Genomic DNA, 22,321 nt, shown 5'->3' on the forward strand with positions numbered 1-22,321 from the left:
TGAGCGAAGACAAACTCGCGGATCGGGCCTGCTTGCGTGCAGGACGGTCCCCCCTCGACGGGAACTTCCGGCGCTTTAAAAACGGGGGACGGTCCCGCACGCGCGGTCCTCAGGCCTCGGTCAGGTTGACTTTTCTGAGCGAAGGCAAACTCGCGGATCGGGCCTGCGTGCGTGCAGGACGGTCCCCTCTCTGGTATCAGCCGGCCTTTACCATCAGATCCGCCACGAGCTTGCTGAACTGGCCTGGGTTAGGCAGGTCGCCGCCTTCGGCGAGGATCGACTGGCCGTAGATGAGCTGGGCGTAATCGTTGAGCTGGGGGTCATCGGCACTAGCGTCGAAGAGGCGCTGGAGCTTGTCGAGGAGCGGGTGCTTTGGATTGAGCTCCAGAATGCGCTTGGCGGTCGGGAAATCCTGGCCCATCTGGCGCATCATGGCTTCGAGCTGGGGCGAAAGATCGCTGGCGCCCGTCACGAGACAGGCGGCGGAGTTGGTGAGGCGGTTCGACAGGCGAACTTCTTTCACGTGCTCCTGCAGCTTATCCTTCAGGCAATCGAGCAGAGACTGATATTCCTTCTCCTTCTCCTTGCGCTTTTCTTCGGCTTCCTTGCGTTCGTCTTCCGTGCCCAGTTCCACTTCGCCTTTGCTGATGGATTTAAAGGCATGGTCCTTGTGCTTGAAGACCTGCTGGGCCCAGATCTCGTCCACGGGATCGGGCAGAATAAGCACTTCGTAGCCCTTTTCCAGGAAGCTCTCGAGGTGGGGCGACTCTTCGATCTTGGCGCGGGACTCGCCAGTCATGTAGTAGATGGCGTCCTGACCTTCCTTCATGCGGCCGATGTATTCAGCGAGGGTTGTATACTCTTCCTTGCTGTTCGTGGACCAGAAGAGGCAGAGATCGAGGATGCCTTCCTGGTTTTCGCGATCCTGGAAGACGCCTTCCTTGAAGACGCGGCCGAATTCATTCCAGAAGGCGATGAATTCGTCACGGTCATCCTTGTACTGCTTGCGGAGGAAGTCGAGCACCTTGCTGACGAGGCCCTTGCGCATACGCTCGATCTGGCGGTCCTGCTGGAGGATTTCGCGGGAGATGTTGAGCGAGAGGTCTTCCGAATCCACCACGCCGCGGAGGAAGCGGAGGTAGTCGGGGAGCAGCTCCTTGCAGTCGTCCATGATGAAGACGCGCTTCACATAGAGGTGCACACCATGGCGAACACCATGGTAATAGAGGTCCATCGGGGCCTTGGAGGGCACATAGAGGAGCAGAGAATACTCGAGCGTGCCCTCGATCTTCGCCTGAATGCGCGATGCGGGCTCGTTCCAGTCATGGGAGATGTGCTTGTAGAACTCGTTGTACTCTTCTTCGGTGACTTCGCTCTTGTTGCGCAGCCACAGGGCCTTCATGGAGTTGAGGGTTTCGGTCTTGATGACCTTCTTCTCCTCGGCCCCTTCCACGGGCTTGCCGTCTCCGTCACGCTCGATCTCGGTACGCTCGATGTCCATCTGGATGGGGTAAGCCACGAAGTCGGAGTACTGCTTGACGATCTGGCGGATTTGCCATTCCTGGGTGTAGTCGTTCAGGCCGTCTTCCGTATCGGCGGCCTTGAGGTGCAGCGTCACCGTCGTGCCCGGCTCGTCGCGCTCGGCGGCTTCCAGGGTGTAGGTGCCGTCCCCGGCCGATTCCCAGCGCGTGGCATGTTCCTCGCCCGCCTTGCGGGTGATCATGGTCACGCGGTCCGCCGCCATGAAGCTGGAGTAGAAGCCCACGCCGAACTGGCCGATCAACTCGGCGTTCAGGGAACTTTCCTTGCTCTCCTTCATTTTCTTGAGAAACTCTTTGGTGCCCGACTTGGCGATGGTGCCGATGAGATCCTTCACCTCGTCCCGGGACATGCCGATGCCGTTGTCGATGATGGACAGTGTGCGGGCTTCCCGATCCGGCTCGATTTTGATGTGCAGCTCGGTGCCTTCGGCCAGCAGCGCCGGATCCTTGAGGCCCTCGAAGCGCCGCTTGTCCAGGGCGTCGGAGCTGTTTGAAATCAGCTCGCGAAGGAAGATGTCTTTGTTCGAATAGACCGAATGAATCATCAAGTCCAGGAGCTGGCGTGCTTCGGTCTGAAACTCAAAAGTTTCCACGGTATGGCTCATGTGTTGTTCTCCATTGCGCTTGTAGTCCACGTCGTATTGCGACAAGTAAAACAAGAAAACTTTAAATCAGGGGGCGAAATCGCGCCCCCACGAACCGCGTATTGTAACGGAAAATGGCGTACAATGTGAAATGGCCGGGCGTATCCGGAGGCTGCCCGCGCCTTGCATCCCCCATCCCACCCTGCTAAAATTGCGCCGGTGTATGCATCGGGCTGCACCCGAGCCGTAAAGGTCGCCTGTACCATGGACGAGCCCCACCTTCTCACGCGTGTTGAGGAGGCTATTTTTTTGTCTGGACCCCTGCAATGACGGATATAAAGCCACGGGAAGCGGATGCCACGGTCGTCATGGACGGCTCGGCAATGGCCGAGACGCTGCGGCGTCTGGCCCGGGAGATTGTGAACGACAACCCCGAACTGGAGCGCCTGGCCTTGCTGGGCATTTTGCGGCGGGGCCGTCCACTGGCCGACCGGCTGGCGGGCCTTATCGGCAAGATGACGGGCGTCACGCCTCCGGTGGGCTCCCTCGCCACGACGCTCTATCGCGACGACTATCGCGGCGGACTGAGTTCTCCAAAGTCCAAGGGCAGCACCCACTTCGATTTCAACGTGGACGACCGCACGATTCTGCTGGTGGACGATGTGCTGGCGGCGGGCCGCACCATACGCGCGGCGATGGACGAGGTCATGGACTATGGCCGCCCGCGCCGCATCCAGTTGGCTTGCCTGGTGGATCGGGGCGGGCGCGAATTGCCCATCCAGGCGGATTATCTGGGCCATTCCATGGCCACCGACCCGAGCGAATGGGTGACGGCGCGCCTGGTGGAGATCGACGGGGAGGATGCCGTGTTGCTGACGCGCCCCGAGCCTGAACCGGAAGGAGCGTGAAGCCCATGAGCGAACCGCGTGAAACCGTCTGGACCCGCAAGGACCTGATCGGAATTGAGGATCTCAGCCGGGGCGAAATTGAGCTGATCCTGGACACGGCCCCCCAGTTTGTGGCGGTATCGAAGCGTGAGAGCGGGATCAAGAAGGTTCCCCTGCTTCAGGGCCGCCTGGTGGTGAACTGGTTCTACGAGCCCAGCACGCGCACGCGCACTTCCTTTGAGCTCGCCGCCAAGCGCCTTAGCGCCGATACCCTGGCCATTGCGGCGAGTTCGTCTTCTTCGGTGAAGGGTGAAACGCTCCACGATACCCTGGCCAATATCGAGGCCATGCATTCCGACGTGATCGTGCTGCGCCACAGTGCGGCCGGAGCGCCCCACATCCTCGCGGCCCGGCACGAGAGCCACATCATCAACGCGGGCGATGGACGCCACGAACACCCGACCCAGGCCCTGCTGGACGCCTTCACGATCCGCGAACACATCCGGAGACTCCGCCAGGATCCCGAAGCGGGCCTGGAAGGCGTGCGGGTGGCCATTATCGGCGATGTGGAGCATAGCCGCGTGGCCCGCAGCAATATCATGTGCCTCAACAAGCTCGGCGCAAAGGTCGTGCTTTGCGGTCCCGCCACGCTGATGCCCGCCGCCGTGGAGCGTATGGGTGTGGAAGTGACCCACAACCTCCGCGAGGCCATCGACGGGGCCGACGTCATCTATTCCCTGCGTATCCAGTTGGAGCGCCAGCAGGATGGGCTCTTCCCGAGTCTGCGCGAATATATCCGACTTTTTCGTATTGACACCGCGGCCCTGGCCCACGCCAAGGCCGACGCGATCATCATGCACCCCGGCCCGATCAACCGCGATATTGAACTCTCCACCAGCGTCGCCGACGGCGCGCGCAGCGTGATCCTGGAGCAGGTGAGCAACGGCGTGGCCATCCGCATGGCGGTGATGCACCTGCTGGTCAACAGCGGGCGCAAGGGGAAGTAATGAAGAGTTTTACCACGAAGGACACGAAGAGCACGAAGAAAAAAGAGAAGGAAGTACTTTTGTCTCTTGAAGTCTTACGAAATGACTTAACCACGAATGTCGAATCCACACGAATTAGAAAAAAGTTGACGTGGATGAATTTGAAATTGGATTGAGCCTCAAAGGACTCAAATAGAACGATAATAAGTACACCATTGCGCGCGTTGAGTTCTTTCAGGTTAATTTTCGTCTTGGTGTTCAAGATGCCAGTTTGCGGGCCTGCGAGAAAGCTGATTTCATAAGCTAGACCCCGGTTTCTGATTCGTGTGAATTCGTGTCCATTCGTGGTCGGATTTTTTCTACTTTACATGGCTAAGTTGCTTCGGTATTTCCTGTTCTCTTTTCCTTTTTTCTTCGTGTGCTTGGTGCTCTTCGTGGTAGAAAATTTCCCTACACCAACTACCACGAATTTAAACGTTGAACTATACCGGCCCTTTCCGGTTCATCATTGAATAGAGGTAATTCCATGACCACAGTAATCAAGAACGGCCACGTCATCGACCCCGCCAGCGGCATTTCCGAGAACCTGGATGTCCTCTTTGAGGGCGCTACGGTCACGAAGATCGGCAAAGACCTCAACGGCGACATCACCATCGACGCCACGGGCTGCATCGTTTGCCCCGGTCTGGTGGACATCCATGTCCACTTCCGCGAGCCCGGCTTTGAGTCGAAAGAGACCATCGAGACCGGCAGCCGCGCCGCCGCCCGAGGCGGCTTCACCACCGTGGTGACTATGGCCAATACCAAGCCCGCCATCGACAACGCCGGCATGGTGGAATTCGTCAACCGCCGCGCGCGCGAGACGGCCTGCATCAAGATTCGCCCCGGCGCCTGCGCCACGAAGGGCATGCAGGGCAAAGAAATCACCGAGATGGCCGAGCTGAAAGACGTGGGCGCAGTCGCCGTCACAGACGACGGCAAGGACATCCCCGACAGCGGCGTGATGCGGCGCGTGCTCGAATACGCCAAGATGGTCGGCCTGCCCTACATGGCCCACTGCGAGGATCACGATCTCTCCCGCGGCGGTGCGATGAATGAAGGCTACACCGCCACGACCCTAGGCATCCCCGGCATCCCCAAGGCCTGCGAAGAGATTGCCATCGCGCGCAATATCCGCCTCGCGTGGATGACCGGCGCCCACCTCCATATCCAGCACGTCACCACGGCCGAAGGCATCGACACCATCCGCCACTACAAGCGCAAGGGCGTCAAGCTTACCTGCGAGGCCGCTCCCCACCACTGGGCGCTGACGGACGACGCCGTGCGCTCCTTCAACACCAACGCCAAGATGAACCCGCCCCTGCGCGAGCAGATCGACTGCGACGGCATCATCGCGGGCATCAAAGACGGCACGGTGGACTGCATCGCCACGGACCACGCGCCCCACACGCCCACGGAAAAGGCCCAGGAATTCGCCGACGCCCCCTTCGGTATCATCGGCCTGGAGACGTCCCTCGCCCGCGTCATTACCGACCTCGTCGAGCCCGGCCACATCACCATCGAGCGCGCCATCGAGCTCATGACCGTCTCCGGATCACGCATCTGCGATCTCGGCGCGGGCGAACTCAAAGAAGGCGGTCCGGCGGACATCTGCATCTTCGATCCGAAAGCCGAATGGCTCGTCCAGGAAAGCGAATTCGGCTCACGCAGCAAGAACTCGCCCTTCATCGGCGAGACGTTGAAGGGATTGGTGAAGTACACAATCTGCGACGGGAAGACGGTGTATCAACGGGGGTAGGGACAGCGGCGCCCCACGACTCGGGCGTGTGCAGTGGGCCGCGCGAATTTGCGACGGGTTCTGTCAGACGCTGAATTCACAAAACAGGGACGCCCTCGGATCGGTCTGGTCGCCTTCCCTGACTACAGGACAGCCCCGCCGGTCGAGGTAAACTTTTTCTGGTTCATCCGGTTTGATCGTACACGCTCGTTCGGACTGGAAATACTCTGGGAGTTCTTTGCGTCTTTGTGAGCCAGGGAGTTACATCAAGAGCAAGTCACCACGCGTGATTGGATTTCATTTTCAGTCAATGCCCCGGAGGGGCGGCGGAACTTAGTTCGCCGCGGCGAATGGAGCCAAAGCGGAACCCTGGGATCTGGAATATCTATAGCGTAGAACCCCCGAAGGGGGTGGCGGAGATTTTGGCAAAGCGACGTAATCTCGCTACCTGGCGCGGCTCTTTGAAAGTGTACCAACAGTAGTACGCCTGAGTGGTTTCCGTCGCCCCCTTCGGGGGCTGGAGTGCGGATTCAATCGAGATCCCAGGGTTCCGCTCGTGCCTCGCTCCACCCTGGGCTAAGTTCCGCCGCCCCTCCGGGGCCAAAGCATTCGAAAATCAAGCACTTTCAGATCCTTGCGGAGCTGGCCACAAAAGAGAAAGTACGCTCAAGCCGGATGAACCCTTTTCCTGATTGAGGTGGAAAAGATCATGCAACGTTTTTCTCGCGCGTCGGCATCACGGGGCGACGCTGTCCCTCATCTCAAACATGACCGCGTTCCCCTTCCCCGCCACCTCTGTCAGCCATCCGCACGCCCTTAACTGCGCCACGGTCTCTGGATTCACCGGGTCGGTGTCGGGGCAGTAGACATAACGCACGCACCACTCCTCGGCCCTTGCCTTGCGCCAATCATCAGGGGTGTCGGGGTGGAAGAACTTTGCCACCACGCCGCGCAAGGCGGGCCCTTCGTGGCGGGCGTAGTCCTGGATGCCGATGCCGTAGACCGTGGAGTTTCCTTTCAGTACTGCAATGTCGCCCATGATCGGCGCGCCGTCGGAAGGCGCGAGAACGACGCCCTCTTCGAGGTGCGCGAGCGTGTCGGCGTCGGCCTGGTTCATGAAGGCGAAGCGCGTCCAGGGATAGTGCTGTTGGAGTGTGCGGTAGCCCAGGGGACCATAGGTGACGAGCCAGGTGACGCCTATGGAGAGCACGCCGCAGACGATGAACGCCGCATGCAGACTCCGGTAAATCTTCGGCCACCGCACGACGCCCCGCTCGATGGCGGCCGCGCCGAGAATGGCCAGGGGCACGCCGATCATGATGGCGAAGCGGTCGGGCGTGAATTTCAGGAACCAACCCTGGCCCCACGCGGAGATGGACAGGGTGAAGAAGAGCAGCAGCCACAAGGCGGCCCAGGGCGGGGCATCGGCGTCCGTCGCGACCTGCGGCGTCTTACCCTTCCACCACGCCAACGCGAGCCCCAGTGGCGTCCCGAGAAGTAGTGCCCAGTCGGAGATCTTCACCGCCACATGGAACTCGCCCGTACGGAGGAAATTGCCATAGTAGAGCTGGTAGGCCAAATAGAGCGCGGCGAAGGTGCCCACATACGCGATGGCGGCCCAGGCGGCGTAGCGGAAAATGCCCTTCGCGGAATTGCCGCTGCGCAGGATTGCGCCGGGTACGATGAGCCAATAGAAGAACGTGGCGCTTACGATGGGCGAAAACCACAGGGCGGTGCGCTGGCTGCGGGCCACGTTCTCCACCAACTGGGGATTCAACGAGATCATCCACGCGGAAGCGCCGAGGCCAATACTCGTTCCGATGAGGGCCACGCCCGACCACGCGATGCGCCGTCGCCAGGGCGCGACGGGATGACAACAGGCCAGGAGCACCAGCACCATCCAGAACATGGGGCCGAGGCGCATGTTGATGAAGGCCGGAAGGGCGAGGAGCATGGTGGCGACTATGCCGTCGACACGTCGGCCCGATTCGAGTCCGCGCCAGAAGGCGGCGAGCCCGAGAAAGGCCAGGCCGAAGGGCAGGGTGTAGTAGAGCCGCGCGGCCATGAGCCAGGGCTGAAAGCGCGCGCCCTCGTTGAGCTCATACATGAAATAGCGTTGAAAATAGACGCCAAAATCCGGGTGGCTGTGCCGGGGTGCCGTGAGAAGATAGAGCAGCCCGCCCAATCCTCCGCCGAGGCTGAAGAGCAGAAACGCACGGCCCGCCAGTCGCGGCACGACCAGAACGAGGAAACAATACACCGCATAGAGGTAAAAGGCCGCGCATGCGCCATTGGCGAGGGCGATCATGTAGAAAGGCTCGATGTGGAGCCAATCGCCGATGGTGCCCACCGCGCCGAAGAGGTGGTGGAAAGGAATGGCGAAGAGGGAGATGTCGCCTTCGGTGTAGGGTTCGCCGCAGAGCGTATAGGGCGAAGTCCAAGGCGGGTGGGCATGCTCCATGCCCGCGAGGTAAAAGATCGTGTCCACCGTGTGGCCGCCGGTGGGTGCGGCGCCCTCGGGCGGGAAGTGGCGGATGATCCCATGGCTCACCGGATCGATGAGGCCAATGAAGGCCATCACCGCCAGCGCCCAGAGCGGCGGCACGATGAGAATGCGCGGAATGTGTGAACGGTTGACGATGATTGGGGATCTCCAAACGTCAGGGCCTGAAAAATTTAACCACGAAGGCACGAAGGACACGAAGGAAGAAAGGCAGAAGACTTTTCCGTGAGCTCAGGGCATCTATCTTTGCGCCTTCGCGCCTTTGCGTGAGACCCAGGGAAATATGTCACGCAAAGGCGCTGAGACGCAAAGGACTATGGCCCACCGGGCAGGAAATCAATCTTTCTTCTTCGTGCCCTTCGTGCCTTCGTGGTGCAACAATCGCAGAGGCTGGTGCGATCGGTTAGCTCCGCCCGAACTGGATGTCGGCAAAATCGAGGATGGCGTTCCAGTATTCCTGCGTGAGCACATGGACCGTGTTCAGCCGATACTGGAGCAGATTTCCTGTGTTCTCCCTCGTGAGCTTTGCGGGACCCTGGATCATGCCGCCGCCCTTGATGCCTTGCGCGCCGAGCAGTTTGTAGACGCGGTTCGCGGCCATGATGCTCTTCAGCGCGCTTTTTCCGTTGGCCCAGGTGTCCTGAAGCCCTTCGGTGTCCAGCAGTGGACGGGGCGCCACCAGCGCCACCAGCAGGTGCTGATCGATGGGCAGCTTGTCTTCCTTCAGATCGAATTGAACGAAATTGTCGCAGAACCAGTGGGGGAAGACACGGTTGATGCGCTCGGTCGTTTCCTGATCGTTGTCCCGGCTCAAGGCCATGCCGCCCGTGCCCGACTGGTGGGGCACCACGAGGGCGACACGCTCGTCCAGGGCGGCGGTAAGCAACGCGGTCTTGCCTCGGCGCGAATGGCCGATCACGGCCACCTGCGCGGGGTTGATCGCAGGATCAGTGACGAGATAGTCAATGCAGCGGCTCAGGCCCCAGGACCACGCGGCGATGGTGCCCCAACTCTCGCCCGAAATCGGGTGCTCGGCCGCATAGGCGGCGTGGATGCCATCGGTGAAGTCGTGCTTGTCCGGATCGATGTCGCTGTCGTGATAGGTAGCGAAGGCGTAGCCGCGATCGAGGATGGAACTCACGCACCAGTAGTCTTCATTGGCCCCGCGGCCTTCGGTTTCGGGGTCCGGGCAGTTATCCGGACACCACGTGGCGGGGTCGTACTGGATGGCGGAATCGCGCAGCACCTCGTAGTTGCCGCACTTGTTCGGCGCGAGAAATACCGGCACGGGCCCCGTGGCCGCCGCGGGCAGAAACAGGGCCAGGCGAATGCGCGGGGCATTTTCACCCGGCAGATTCTTGAAGCGGATGGTGAGTTGCTTCAGCAGGCCTTTTCCCTCCAGGAGGGGTTGGGGCGGCACGGTCTCGGAGACTTCAATTTCCGGCGCATCGGGGGCGAATCCGTAGACATAGTGCTTGAAGAGTTCGATCAATTCGGGACGGCGCTTCTCGGTCCATTCTTGCGCCGTGGTGATTTTTGTACCGTCCATCATGGTGAAGGCGTCTGGAAGCGCGGTCTGTACCGGCAGGGCGTCGAAGGCGGGGAACTCGGTCGGGGATGTGGAAAGGGCCAACAGGGTTGTGGCGACCAGAGCCAACGGGATCTTACGCATTTGAGTCTCCTCCTTTCCGGCAGAGGTAGATCACCTGGCTGTCCGGAATCTTGTAGCGGTCCACATCGCCCGGCGGCAGCATGGCCGACGGTACGATTTCTTCGTAGTCAAAGGGCGCGAGGCGGTCCTTGAAATCCAGCGGCGAATAACCACGCACGTGATCAAAAAGCTCCGGATCGGGAGCGCCGTACTCCTCCGTCTCGGTCTGGTCCATCATGAAGGGCACCATGAGTACCGCTTCCCCGCCGGGTCGGGCAATCCTGAAGAGGTTGCGAATGGCCTCGCGATCATCCCGCACGTGCTCCAGCACGTGGAGGCAGAATATACCGTCGATCACGTCATCCGCCAGTGGCATGTGGTGAATGTCGGATATAAAGAGTGGGCCGTCGACCCCATGAAGGATGCGCTCATAGACGCCTTTGGCGTAGTCCGTGGAGATGCAGCGCGCGTCGGGATTCTGATCGATGAATCGGCGCACGCTCGCCTCCGGCGCGAAGTGGAGGATGCGCCCCGGTGCGGTCATGAAGACGGGCGGGCGGCGCGAGAGGAAGAGGTGGAGAAAGCGGTGCCGCTCGTGGGCACCGCAGTGGGGACACTCCACCTGTGGCACGAGGAATTGCCCGCAGTCGAGGGCGCGAAAACCGGGGCCGCGCCAGCCGCAGCAGGGGCACGCCACGCGGTCCGTGGAATGCAAGCGGCCGCGCAGTCGCAGCGTGCCGTTCTGGAGATGAACCCGAGCGCAGATCCAGGCTGATCGGGCGCCATGACGCCGGAAGCGCCGCCCGATTTCGCGACCGATCCGGAGACCAATCCCCGGGAGCCGGGCCATGGATTGCAGCATCGTTTACCCCTGTTGCGGCAGACCACTCCGCCGATATTGCGTCAAGCTCAATGAGCGAGGCCATTGTGGCAAAGGAGGGGGGAGGGATCAAGTGCAGGCTGAAGGCTGCAGGCTGCAGGCTGCAGGCTGCAGGCTGAAGGCTGAAGGCTGAAGGCTGAAGGCTGAAGGCTGAAGGATGAAGGCTGAAGGATGAAGGCTGAAGGCTGAAGGCTGAAGGCTGAAGGATGAAGGATGAACAGTGGCGCGTGGAATCGATGATGCCTTGGCACTTCAAACTTCGGGCCTGCTTCGGTTACCATAGCGGGTGAGTCGCGGTCATTCCCGGAGTTTCGTTGTGCGTACGCCCAAGCTATCAGCCTTCATCCTGTTCCTTGCTCCCGCTGTTCTGTGCGGATGTCCCGAGGAAGGGGAGGATCTGCGTCGCTACGCCATTGAGGTGCGGAATATCAGCAATCACCCCATGAGTCCCGTGGTGGCGGCGGCCCATGTGCCGGAGGTGGCCCTATGGGAGGAGGGACAGCACGCGGGACCGGGCATTGGCGGTCTGGCGACGGCGGGTGAATTGAGCGCCTTAATCGACGATTTTCAGGCGCGCGGTGGTGTGACGGAGGTGGCCTATACGGTTCTTCCCCTGCCCGCCATGGGGCTTGTGGTGCCCCGATTTGGTGTCCATGCCGGTTCGGGCCCCGATCTGACCGATACCCAGACCCTGGAAATCGATGCGGTCCCGGGGGATGTCCTTTCTCTGGCCGGGGGGCTCCTGGGAACGAATGACGGCTTCTGGGGCGTTGATCGCGCCGTGCTCCCGGAATCGGGTTCGGCGGTCTATTTCGCCTTTGGCTACGATGCCGGTATTGAAGAAAACAACGAACTGGAAGCCTTTATCAACGACGACGCCTCCCGCCTGGGCCCGGAGCCGATTCCCGGCGATGAGCCCGACGACGAGGTGGAAGACGATAATCGCAGTCTGGCCACGGCGCCCCCCAACGGCATTCGCCGCCACGACGGCGTGCTCGGTGTGGGGGATGTGCCGGCGTCTTATGACTTTGATGACGTAATCCTTCGGATAGAAGTGACCCGGGTGCCCCTGACGGAAGAATGACACCGCTACGCGATAGTCGGTATCGTCAGTGGGCCCGATCGGGCATGAGAAAATCACCCACGGGACCCAGGAGGCCCCATCCTTGAAACCACGCTACTATGTGGCCGCGCTGGCCTATTGCTGCTTCATATTCTGGCTGTCGAACCAGAGCATGCCGCCCGGCTCGGGTTTCAAAATCCCTCATCTGGATAAGATGGCCCATTTCGTCCTTTTCGGGGGACTGGCGGCTGTGGTTTCCGTGGGGTTGCACCGATCGGGCAAGCCCCATCCCTCCTGGGTGTATCATGTGGCCCCCGCGATGGCGGTGTTCACCTACGGCGCCTTCGACGAGTGCCATCAGTACTTTGTGCCGCTCCGGTCGCCGGACGTGGTGGACCTCATCATGGATGTTTCGGGCGCGATAGCGGCGCAGGAGTTTCTGCGAGCGTGGTTTCGGGGTGGGCGCTGGGGGGCGCTGCCCCAGCCGGATGAAACCTGAGGGGGCGGTGGGGGATATATACCCACCAGGCAGTGCTCTTTGCCCCGGCGGAAGGCCGGGTGGTAAACTGAGGGCACCCAACTCAGGCTATCCACACCCGGCCCGCCCCACCTTTTCCGGGTACCGCACCACAAGGGACGCACAGCAGCAACATGGCAGACAAGGCATCCGAGAAAGAGCATCGAGGCACAGTAAACCGTGGCTGCGCGGGGCTTTTTTTCTTTCTCATGCTGATCATGGGCGGGGCCTGGGGCGCGGGCCTTGGCGTTTTCGTGTGGGTGCTGGAAGATGCGAAGACCACGATCGAGGCCTTGGAGGAATTCCGGCCCAACATCGGGAGCAAGGTCTATTCCAGTGACGGCGTCATGCTGGGCCAGTTCACGATTGAGGAGCGCCAGCTTGTCCCGCTGAACGAGATGCCCCTCCACCTGGTCAAAGCATTTCTGGCCACCGAAGACCACACCTTCTACGCGCACAAGGGCGTCCGGCCGGACGCGATTCTGAATGCGGCCTTCCAGGGGCTGCAAACGGGCAATTTTCGAGGTGCTAGCACGATCACCCAGCAGGTCGTCCGCAATATTGAAGATCTTTCCGTCGGCAAGGAAGTTACGCCCGAGCGGAAGATCCGCGAAATGATCACGGCGCTCCAGGTGGAGCGCGAGTTCACCAAAGACGAGATCCTGGAACTCTATCTCAACCAGATTTTCCTCGGCATCAGCGCCTATGGCGTTGAGGCCGCTTCCCAGCAGTATTTTGGCAAGAGCTGCCGCGAATTGACCATCGCGGAGGCCGCCACCATGGCGGGGCTTACCCGCGCGCCCAATGCGAACGAGCCAATCCACAATCCGGTGAATGCGAAAACACGCCGGGATATTGTGCTGGGCCAGATGCTTGATCCCGAGAATGCCTTCATCACCCAGGCGCAGTACGACGCGGCCATGGCCGAAGACATGGATGCCTCCGTCATTACCCCGGAAGAGCGGCTGGAGCGGGAGAAGGCGGGTGAGGGGGTCTGGTCGCCCTCGAAGTTCAAGGCGCCCTATTTTGCCGAGGAAGTGCGCAAGTTCATCTACGACAAGTTCAATAAAGAAGAGGTCTTGGAGCAGGGCATGGAGATCAACACCACGATCGACATGCGCATGCAGCGGGCGGCGGAAAAGGCTCTGCTGGAGGCGCTCGACCGCTTCGACGAGAAGAAGCTGGCGTGGCTCACCAAAGTCGGTCGGGAGGAGGAATTTGTTCCCGTTTCCGGGGCGTTGGTCTGCATCGACAACCGCGAAGGCTCCCAGGGCTTTGTCCGCGCGATGGTGGGCGGGCGCGACTTCGACACCGTCAAGTTCAACAGCGCCACCCAGGCCAAGCGCCTTATTGGCTCCAGTATCAAGCCCTTTGTCTGGGCGGCGGCCATCGCCTCGGGCATGACGCCCTCCACCATCATTGTGGACGCGCCCTATGTGCGCGTGAACAGTGCCGGAACCGTGTGGGCCCCGAAGAATTTCGATGGCAAGTTTCACGGCGCCATGCCCATTCGCCAGGCCCTGGAGCGGTCGATTAACATCGTATCCATCAAGCTGGTGGAGCAGCTTGGCGCGCCCTATGTGCGCTCCTACCTGGAGGGCTGCGGAATCCAGACCGATCCTCAGCAGGGCCTCACCATCGCTCTGGGCACGCCCCACGTCACCGTGATGGAAATGTGCTCGGCCTACTCGACCTTCGCCAATGGCGGCAAGCGCTACAGCCCCATCTTGATCACGGATATCAAAGATCGCGACGGACATACGCGCTATGACTATAACGCCAATCCGCAGGTGGAGGAGGCCATGCCCGCCGATGTGGCCTTCGTGGTAAATCACATGCTTCAGGGTGTGGCTACGCCCTTTCCAGGCGGCGGCTATAGCCCCACGGGCGCCCGCACCCACGTCATCAATCGTCCCCGGGGCGGCAAGACCGGCACGACCAACGACAGCCGCGACGCCTGGTTTGCCGGTTTCACGCCGGAGTTTACATGCGTGGTATGGCTGGGTTATGCCGACAACCGTCCGCTGGGCGAGGGTCGCGATCGCGATGGTCTGACCTTCACGGGTGGCCACCAGGCGGCGCCCGTCTGGATCGAGTTCATCAAAGCGGCGGAGGACGGCATGCCGGTAAAGGATTTTGCCGTGCCGGACAATATTGAGTTTGTCGAGATTGATCGGCGCACGGGCTATCGGGGCGGCAAGTACAAGGAAGCCTATATCAAGGGGAATGGCCCGCCTTCGTATGCCGCGCCTGCGCCGGCCGAAGAGGCGATTGTGGTGGACGAGGTGGCGCCGCTGGAATCGCTGTAGGGCTTGATGGGTCTTATGGGTCTTATGGGTCTTATGGGTCTTATGGGTCTTATGGGTCTTATGGGTCTTATGGGTCTTATGGGATCGCAGTTTTCATACTTACTCATATGAGCTTCAGGACCTACACTTCAGCCTTTTCCCTCATTTCTTGAAGCAAGCTTCGCTGCGCGGGTACATCGTGGCGCAGGGCGGCCGTGATTGGCATGGGCGTGGGGATCTCCAGCCACGCCATGACCTTTGCCAGGGATTCAAAGAGGTCCTGCCGGGGCAGGCCGCTGTCGCGCAGGTGGTGGGCAAGTTTCAGAGTGCGGAAGGCGTCGAACCAGCCGTGAAACTGGCTGCGGCGCTGGGCGGGATCGGTGCAGTGGCGGCGGATGCGTTCCCATGCCGTTGTAAAATCTTGCGCTGCGAGCCAGGCGGAGAGTTCGGGTGTGACAGCCTCCGCGCTTGACATGAGCGCAGCGCCGGTGGCGTCGAGATTGCGGTCCACCAGCGTAAGCCACGACCGGAGCACCTTCCACGTATCCGCGTGGTAGGTGAGGTAGGCGTCTTCTTCGTCGACTTTAAACTGGCCCACCTTTCGGCCCGTGCCAAAGGGCACGCGGTGGGAGGCCCGCCCCGATGGGATGACGGTCGTGCCGTGGACCCGCTCCACTTTTCCCGTCTTCGCCAGTTGCTGGAGGAAGTAGAAATCTTCCCCTGCCTGGCGACGGTTCATCCCGCCGGAGGCGGCATAGGCCTCCCCCGTGCACAGCATGGTGGAGCCGATGGCGGGGTAGGCATAGGGCGATCCCGCAAAGCGCCACGCCAGCTCCTGATAGCGCAGGAAGAGCTCGTAGCTCAATATCGCGCGCACATCATCGTCGGGTCCGTCGACGGGATGGGCGTAGTCGACCACGGCGGCCCAGCGCCGTTCCGCCTGGAAAAAGTCGTGAATTGTGGCGAGGTAGTTGGCCTCTACCCGCGTATCGGCGTCGAGACAGATGAGCGCGCCGCCATGGTCGGCGCGCGACTCTTGAAGAAGCGCGAGGGCCCAGTCGAGCCCGATCTTACGCGCCAATCCTACGCCCTCCTTCGGCCCCAGCGCGCGGTCGGTGCTGGCCGCATCTATCCAGGCGAGGCGTAGCCCCGGGTGTTCGGCAGCGAAAACGGGGAGGGCCTCCAGCGTGCGCTGATTGTCCGCGCAATCGGCCTCGCCCGCGATATCGGGCTGGCGATTGTTGACCACGCAGAGCACCACAGTATTTTCCAGCATTGCGCGTGAGTTTGCTGCGAGGTCGGAAAGCGTGAGGAAGAGATTCGCGGACTCCGCGAGGACGGGAATTACCACGGCCTGGGTAAGAGCCCCGGCGCGGAGGTTGCCCTCGATCCACGGCCACGAAACGTGCGCGGCGCGCTTCTGAAGATAGGCGGGAACGGGGTCTTTCACTGGTGCGCCCGGATTACGGCCAGCGCGCGATCCAGGCGGCCTTCTTCGATCCAGTGGATCTCGGTGCCGTTGCGCTCCATCCTGCGGAACCACGTGTCCTGCCGCTTGGCGAACTGGCTGATTTCGCCGCTCAGTTTCTGGTAGAGATCGTTGCGATTCTTGATCTTGCCCCGGAGGAACTGCGAAACATTGCGGTATTCCAGGCCGAGTTGTTCCAGGCGTTCCCAGGAGCAACCGCTGGCGATGAGATCCTCCACCTCCTCGATCAGGCCTTCTTCCAGGCGCGCTTTGAGGCGACCGGCAATGCGCTGTCGGAGCTTTTTTCGGTCCCACGCCACCCCGAGTACCAAGGGTTGAATCGGCGGCGCGGGTTCCGGCGTCGCCTCTTGAATGAAGAGCTCGATCTCGATGGCCCGGAGGATGCGGTCCCGGTCCAGAAGGTCGGTGGTATTGTGGAGGTCGGGTTTAAGCGCCACCAGCTTTTCCTGAAGCAGCTCGGTGGACATGGGTTCCATGGCGGCGCGCAATTCGGGATTGTGGGGCACGGCGATCATCATGGTCTTGGAGAGGGCCGCATCCAGGTACATGCCGGTGCCCCCCACAACGACGGGCAAGTGACTCCGGCCCCGGATCTCCGCGAATGCGGCGTGGAAGTCGCGCTGGAACTGGAACACGTTGTACTCCGTGCCGGGATCCACAATATCGATGAGGTGGTGGGCCACCGGCGGCCCGCCGAGATCGAATTCGTGGAGGTCTTTGCCGGTGCCGATGTCCAGACCGCGGTAGACCTGTCGCGAGTCGGCGGAGATGATCTCCCCGCCCAGCAGACGGGCCAGGGCGACGCCCAGGGCGGTTTTACCCGATGCGGTGGGGCCGAGAATTATTAGGGAATCGTTAGCGGGCATGACAAGAGGGCCTTAATTGGGCCTCGCACAGGGCGCCGCCCCCGAAAGATGGACCCGTGTCGCGAGAAACTGTAACAATAGAGAGTCTTTATTATAGGCCATACTTGGTGCGGTTGCGTAGGTCGCGCACTGCCGCCGCGCCCGATGCGTTCGCCCTGTAGTTGCACGATCCCGTTACCCGAACCTTTTCGCAAGGCATCATGAAGAACATACACCAGATTCGCGAGATTTCGACTCTTTCCTTCAACGAGCGCGTGCTGCAGGAGGCGGAGGATGATCGCAACCCGCTTCTGGAGCGCCTCCACTTCCTGGGGATTTTCTCGTCCAATATGGACGAATTCTTCAAGGTGCGCGTGGCCAGTATTCACCGCCGAATTGAAATGGGAAAAAAGGGCTTCGAGGAGATCCTGGAAAAGCTTAAGGAAAAAGCCCGGGAGCTGGACGAACGCTCCCGCGCGGCCTACCGGGAAATCACGCTGGCACTTGCGGAAAAGGGTATCCGGATTGTGACCGACGAGGACATCCGGAACAACGGCAACGGCCTGGAGACCTGGCTCAACGGCTACTTCCGGGCCAACGTGCTGCCCATGCTGGTGCCGCTTATCTGCTACAAGACCCAGCCCTTTCCCAACTTGACCGACGGCGCGCTGTACCTCGCCGTAGTCATGCGCGGCAAGAAGAAGCGCTATGCGATCCTGGAAATTCCCCCGGCGCTGCCCCGCTTCGTGGAATTGCCCAACGGCAACATCATGTACATCGACGACGTTATTCGCCTCAACCTGCACGAGGTGTTTTACATCTTCGAGTACGACGAGATCGGCGCTTTCGAATTCAAGGTGTCGCGCGACGCCCAGCTCGACATGGACAACGATTTCACGGACGGTTACATCCGCAAGATGGAGCGGGTGCTGAAGCAGCGCAAGGGCGGTCGCCCGACCCGCCTGGTTTTTGATGCTGAGATGCCCCAGGGCTTCCTTAAGATGCTGAAGCACGAGCTGGACATTCACGAGGAAGACACGCTTATTCCCGGCGGCCGCTACCACAACATGAAGGACCTCATCCGCTTTCCGGCCAACCACGAAGAGCTGGTTTTCCCCAAGCTGCCGCCCCTGCCCCACCCAATCCTCGACGGCGATGTGCGCCCCATGATGGACGCAATCAAGGAACGGGATCTCATCATCACCTATCCCTACCAGTCCTTCGATCATGTGGTCCGGTTGCTCCGCGAGGCGGCCATTGACCCCCACGTGAAGTCCATCAAGATGACCATGTATCGTTCCGCGCGGAATTCCCAGATCGTGAACGCGCTGTACAATGCCGCGCGCAATGGCAAGAAGATCTTCGTCTCCATCGAGCTTCAGGCCCGCTTCGACGAAGAACAGAACATTCGCATTGCCGAGACCCTTACCGAGGTGGGGGCCCAGGTGGTCTACGGCGTCCCGCCGCTGAAGGTGCACTCCAAGCTCCTGTTGATCGAGCGCCGCAGCACCCTGTACGCGGGTCTTTCCACGGGCAATTTCAACGAAGCAACGGGCAAGCTCTATGTGGACAGCATCCTGCTCACCAGCGACAAACGGCTGACCGACGAGGTCGCGAGTATTTTTGCCTATCTGGAAACGGCTGCGACCATGCGGGCCGTCACCGCGCCCCAGTTCAAGTACCTGCTCGTGTCGCCCTTCAACTCGCGGAGCGGCTTCATGGCCCTGCTCCAGCGCGAGAAGGCGAAGAAAGAGAAGGGCTATGTGCTGATCAAGGTCAATCACCTGACCGATCAGGACATCATCAAGAAGCTCTACGAGCTGGCCGATGCCGGCGTGAAGATGGACTTCATCGTGCGGACCACCTATGCGATGAGGCCTCATCCGAACATCCGCGCCATATCGATTCTCGATCGCTATCTGGAGCACCAGCGAATCTATATCTTCGGCAAGGGCAAGGAGCGCGACATTTTTCTCGGCAGCGCCGATCTCATGGAGCGCAATCTCGACTGGCGGGTGGAGGTGGCCTTCCCGATCCTGAACGAGAAGCACCAGGATTACATTTGGGATCTCATGCAGTTACAGATTGCGGACACCTCCAAGGCGCGCGTGCTGGATGAGACCCAGAGCAACGCCTACGTGGCCCATGAAGGCAACGAGTGCCGCTCGCAGTGGACCACCCGCGCCTACATCGCGGGTATGATCGGGGGATAGGGGGCATTGATCCAGAGGCGCGGCTGTGCGAACATGATCTTCTCTATCGCGTACACCGCACTGAAGATCAAGAAAGTAGCCCCATGCGCCCAAGTCTGCCCATTGCCCTCGCTGTTCTCTTCCTGACCACGCTGGTGGCCTCCGCCCAGGCGATCCACGGAATCCCGCTCAAGCCGGATCCGCCCATCGCGGTGGATGGCGCACTGGGCGACTGGTCCGCCGTGGTCAACGCCATCATGATCGATCAGCCCGGGCAAGCGGTTTTCGGCGCGGGGGCCTGGGGTGGCGCAACGGACCTCAGTGGCACGGTTCACCTGGCGTGGCGCGAAGATCACCTTTACCTCGCCGCCGAAGTGAAGGACGATGTCCTTGCCCAGGCACAACGGGGCGTGGGACTCTGGCAGGGCGATCATGTGGAGTTGTACCTCGATGTGACGCCGGATGTGGAGCCGGGTCGCGCCGAATTCGGTGCGGGCCAGTTTCAGATTGCCCTGAGTCCCGGCAACTTCGGCGTGACAGGCGATCCGCTGGCCGATACCCAGCCGGAAGTATTTGTCTACAAGCCGCGGGCGCTTGCGCTGGAAGGCGCGCTGATCGCCTCCACACAAACGGCGGAGGGCTGGATCCTGGAGGCGGCCATTCCGTGGAAAGCGCTCGGTATTGCGCCGGTTGCGGGTCTGGCCCTGGGCGTGGAAGTTGGCCTGAGCGACACCGACGGGGCCGAGGCCCATCAGGACACACTGCTTACCACGGGCACAGCGGTTTGGGAGCACACACGGGCGCGGCTGCATCCCATGATACTCGCGGGGAGTGATGGCCTGGCGACGCCGACGGTCAAAGGCCAACCGCTCTTCGATGCACTTGTCATTCCGCAGGGGGGCAAAGAACGTCTTACGTTCGAGGCGCCCGCTGCACCGGAGGGCCAGATCGCGGTGATTCGCCTGATGGCCCGGCTGGATTTCAAGCAAGTGGCGGGCTACACGCCGTCGTTGCGGCTTGTTTTGAACGGCGTTGGGCTATCGGGCGAACGTCTGCTCAACAAGAAATTGCGCCAGGCCTCCCGGGGCGGCGACGTGTACTCCATGTATTCCGGCGAGCAACTGGCCGCCTACTACAGCCCGGATTTTGAAGCGCCCAATCACGACAATCACTATGGACTTCAGGATGGCGTCATCCCCTGCCTTTTTGAGCTGGACGTTACCGACCTGCTGAAAGTCGGCGCGAATGATCTGGTCGTGCAGCATTCCGCCGACGAGCGGATCAAGGAAGTGCTCCACGCGGGTCAGGCGGAGCTGGTTTTTCGTGCGCCCGCCGCCGCCGAACGGGCGAAGGCGGGTCCGCCGACGGGGCCCATTGCCACGATTGCGCCGGGCACCAGCCACCGCACAACCTACACGGCCGCGGTGCTGCCCGAGTCAAGAATCGCGTTGAAATTCGGCGATACCGAGGTGATGATCGAGAGCCAGTTTTCCACGCCCGCCCCGGGCTGGGTTACGGGGAGCAACGACTACTTCCGCCACAGCCGCCGCGTGGAAGAGCGTGGCGAGGGCGTGGTGGTCTTCGATACCTTCACCAACCTGACCAGTGAGAATCTGGGCATCATGCATCGCCACCAGGCGAAGCTCGGCGCGGATCTGAAGCGCCTCTGGATTGCGGGCCTGGAGCAGAGCGATCAAGCCGGACAGGCGAGCACCCCGGCGAACTGCACCACCTTCGGGGCATCGGAAAAGTGGGGCCTGGGCCTTATCGCGTCGGACGATGTCTTCCGCGTCCATAGCACGAACTACGGCGCGGAGGGAAGCGTCGGCGTGGCGGACAACAACCTCGTGCTGCCACCCGGCGCGAGCTACACCGCTGAGTGGATCGCCGTGCCCGTGCCCGCGCCGGACTACTACACCTTCATCAATATCGCCCGGCGATTCATGGAGGCGAACTTCGTGATCGAGGGCGGCTTTGCCTTCCTGCGCTCTGGGGAACTGACCGACGTATGGAGCGACGAGCAGGTGAAGAACTTTCTGGAGTGGAAAGATCCCGAATATGTTTGTGCGTCGATATTTTCAAATTATAAAGGCCGCTATGCCCACGGCACGGCCTTCCAGCAGGTGGAGCACGAGTCCTTCAAGAAATCTTTCGCGCGCTGGCGCGGCCTGTACGACGCGACGTATATGGTTTATTTCCACTGCTTCCTCGACGTTACCGACGAGGGTGTGGAGCGCTATGCAGACGCCCGCACGCTGCGGCCCGACGGCAAGCAGGCGGACTACGGCAAGGAGGACCAGCGTATCTACCTGCCCATGACGGGCAACCTCTACGGCGCCGAAGTGCGCAAGAACGTGGATGTGATTCTCGACGAGATCGGCGCCGACGGCGTTTACTGGGACGAGCACGAGTACAGCAGTGTGCAGTACCACTACGGCGAGCCGTGGGACCGCATCAGCGGCGACATCGATCCGAAGTCCATGCAGGTGCGCGGGCTGAAGTCTTCGGTCACCTTGCTGACCGAGGATTGGCGTGTGGGCCTGGCGAAGTACATCCAGTCGCGCGGGCCGTTGATTGGCAATGGCGCGCCCTACACGCGCGCCATGACGGCGCTGGAGTTCCCCTGCTTTGTGGAAACGGGGAACATCACGAACTGCACCTTGAGCCATCTGTATTCGCCCATCGCCCTGGGCGATCACCTCACCGAACACAGCCAGCAGGACGCCTACGCCACCATGCTCGCCGCGCTGGACTATGGCTGCGTTTATCACTGGTACAACGACATGACCGTGACCCCCACGCATCCCACGATCACCTCGCAAATGTTCCCCATTACGCCGCTGGAGCTGCACCAGGGCTACATAATCGGCAAAGAACGCATTGTGACGAAACTCAGCGGAAGATACGGCTGGGGCGATGCCTCGCAACACGAGGTCCACGTGTACAACGAACGCGGGGAAGAAGTGCCGGATTTCATGGCTCCGTTCACCACGGAGGAAGGAAAAACCTGGACAGAATTGAGGATAGGCGAGGACTGGTCGGCGGTCATCGTGCGGGAATAGGGCGTCACGGCGGCGAGATACACTGCACCGGCGCTTCTTCGCGACCGCCTCTCACC

General features: G+C 61.2%; 14 protein-coding genes. 8 read left to right on the forward strand and 6 right to left on the reverse strand.

The genetic code is table 11. The features are described 5' to 3' along the window. Positions 1-196: 196 nt before the first annotated feature. Positions 197-2,146 (reverse strand): molecular chaperone HtpG, encoded by a 1,950-nt coding sequence (gene htpG / locus JNK74_05840; protein ID MBL7645698.1) that lies wholly within the window; start codon positions 2,144-2,146, stop codon positions 197-199. A gap of 305 nt (positions 2,147-2,451) precedes the next feature. Here htpG and pyrR point away from each other — a divergent pair, with 305 nt between their 5' ends. The 3 genes from pyrR (at position 2,452) to JNK74_05855 (ending at position 5,796) form a co-directional block, all read left to right on the forward strand. Further along, on the forward strand, positions 2,452-3,033 hold the full coding sequence (gene pyrR, locus JNK74_05845; protein ID MBL7645699.1) for a bifunctional pyr operon transcriptional regulator/uracil phosphoribosyltransferase PyrR: 582 nt from the start codon (positions 2,452-2,454) through the stop codon (positions 3,031-3,033). A gap of 5 nt (positions 3,034-3,038) precedes the next feature. Further along, a complete protein-coding gene (locus JNK74_05850) occupies positions 3,039-4,019 on the forward strand; it encodes an aspartate carbamoyltransferase catalytic subunit (protein MBL7645700.1) in 981 nt (326 codons plus the stop codon). A 505-nt stretch (positions 4,020-4,524) separates the two neighbouring features. Then, positions 4,525-5,796 (forward strand): dihydroorotase, encoded by a 1,272-nt coding sequence (locus tag JNK74_05855; GenBank protein ID MBL7645701.1) that lies wholly within the window; start codon positions 4,525-4,527, stop codon positions 5,794-5,796. A gap of 715 nt (positions 5,797-6,511) precedes the next feature. Here the strand turns inward: JNK74_05855 and JNK74_05860 are convergent. The 3 genes from JNK74_05860 to JNK74_05870 form a co-directional block, all read right to left on the reverse strand. Next, entirely contained in the window at positions 6,512-8,380 is a 1,869-nt protein-coding gene (locus JNK74_05860; protein ID MBL7645702.1) for a hypothetical protein, read from the reverse strand. Between the two features lie 301 nt (positions 8,381-8,681). Beyond that, a complete protein-coding gene (locus JNK74_05865; protein ID MBL7645703.1) occupies positions 8,682-9,950 on the reverse strand; it encodes an acetylxylan esterase in 1,269 nt (422 codons plus the stop codon). Further along, on the reverse strand, positions 9,943-10,791 hold the full coding sequence (locus tag JNK74_05870; GenBank protein ID MBL7645704.1) for a methyltransferase domain-containing protein: 849 nt from the start codon (positions 10,789-10,791) through the stop codon (positions 9,943-9,945). Before JNK74_05870 ends, JNK74_05865 begins: the two co-directional genes overlap by 8 nt. A 334-nt stretch (positions 10,792-11,125) precedes the next feature. Between JNK74_05870 and JNK74_05875 the strand changes: the two genes are divergently transcribed. From JNK74_05875 to JNK74_05885, 3 genes are all read left to right on the forward strand, one after another. Then, positions 11,126-11,893 (forward strand): spondin domain-containing protein, encoded by a 768-nt coding sequence (locus JNK74_05875; protein MBL7645705.1) that lies wholly within the window; start codon positions 11,126-11,128, stop codon positions 11,891-11,893. Positions 11,894-11,975: 82 nt separating this feature from the next. Continuing rightward, complete coding sequence (locus JNK74_05880) at positions 11,976-12,371, forward strand: VanZ family protein (protein MBL7645706.1); 396 nt, start codon at positions 11,976-11,978, stop codon at positions 12,369-12,371. Between the two features lie 152 nt (positions 12,372-12,523). Beyond that, on the forward strand, positions 12,524-14,698 hold the full coding sequence (locus JNK74_05885) for a PBP1A family penicillin-binding protein (protein ID MBL7645707.1): 2,175 nt from the start codon (positions 12,524-12,526) through the stop codon (positions 14,696-14,698). A gap of 121 nt (positions 14,699-14,819) precedes the next feature. Here the strand turns inward: JNK74_05885 and JNK74_05890 are convergent, their stop codons facing one another. Both JNK74_05890 and miaA read right to left on the reverse strand, forming a co-directional pair. Further along, the gene (locus tag JNK74_05890) at positions 14,820-16,127 is read right to left on the reverse strand and encodes a hypothetical protein (protein ID MBL7645708.1); all 1,308 of its coding nucleotides are present in this window, start codon (positions 16,125-16,127) and stop codon (positions 14,820-14,822) included. Further along, positions 16,124-17,032 carry a tRNA (adenosine(37)-N6)-dimethylallyltransferase MiaA gene (miaA, locus tag JNK74_05895; protein ID MBL7645709.1) on the reverse strand — a complete coding sequence of 303 codons (909 nt, stop codon included), beginning with the start codon at positions 17,030-17,032 and terminating at the stop codon, positions 16,124-16,126. The genes JNK74_05890 and miaA overlap by 4 nt, the downstream gene beginning before the upstream one ends. 200 nt (positions 17,033-17,232) lie before the next feature. Between miaA and ppk1 the strand changes: the two genes are divergently transcribed. Both ppk1 and JNK74_05905 read left to right on the forward strand, forming a co-directional pair. Beyond that, positions 17,233-19,224 carry a polyphosphate kinase 1 gene (ppk1, locus tag JNK74_05900; GenBank protein ID MBL7645710.1) on the forward strand — a complete coding sequence of 664 codons (1,992 nt, stop codon included), beginning with the start codon at positions 17,233-17,235 and terminating at the stop codon, positions 19,222-19,224. Between the two features lie 83 nt (positions 19,225-19,307). Beyond that, positions 19,308-22,265 carry a hypothetical protein gene (locus JNK74_05905; protein MBL7645711.1) on the forward strand — a complete coding sequence of 986 codons (2,958 nt, stop codon included), beginning with the start codon at positions 19,308-19,310 and terminating at the stop codon, positions 22,263-22,265. Positions 22,266-22,321: the final 56 nt, after the last annotated feature.

This window comes from Candidatus Hydrogenedentota bacterium (genome assembly GCA_016791475.1).
Taxonomy (GTDB): Bacteria; Hydrogenedentota; Hydrogenedentia; order Hydrogenedentales; family JAEUWI01; genus JAEUWI01.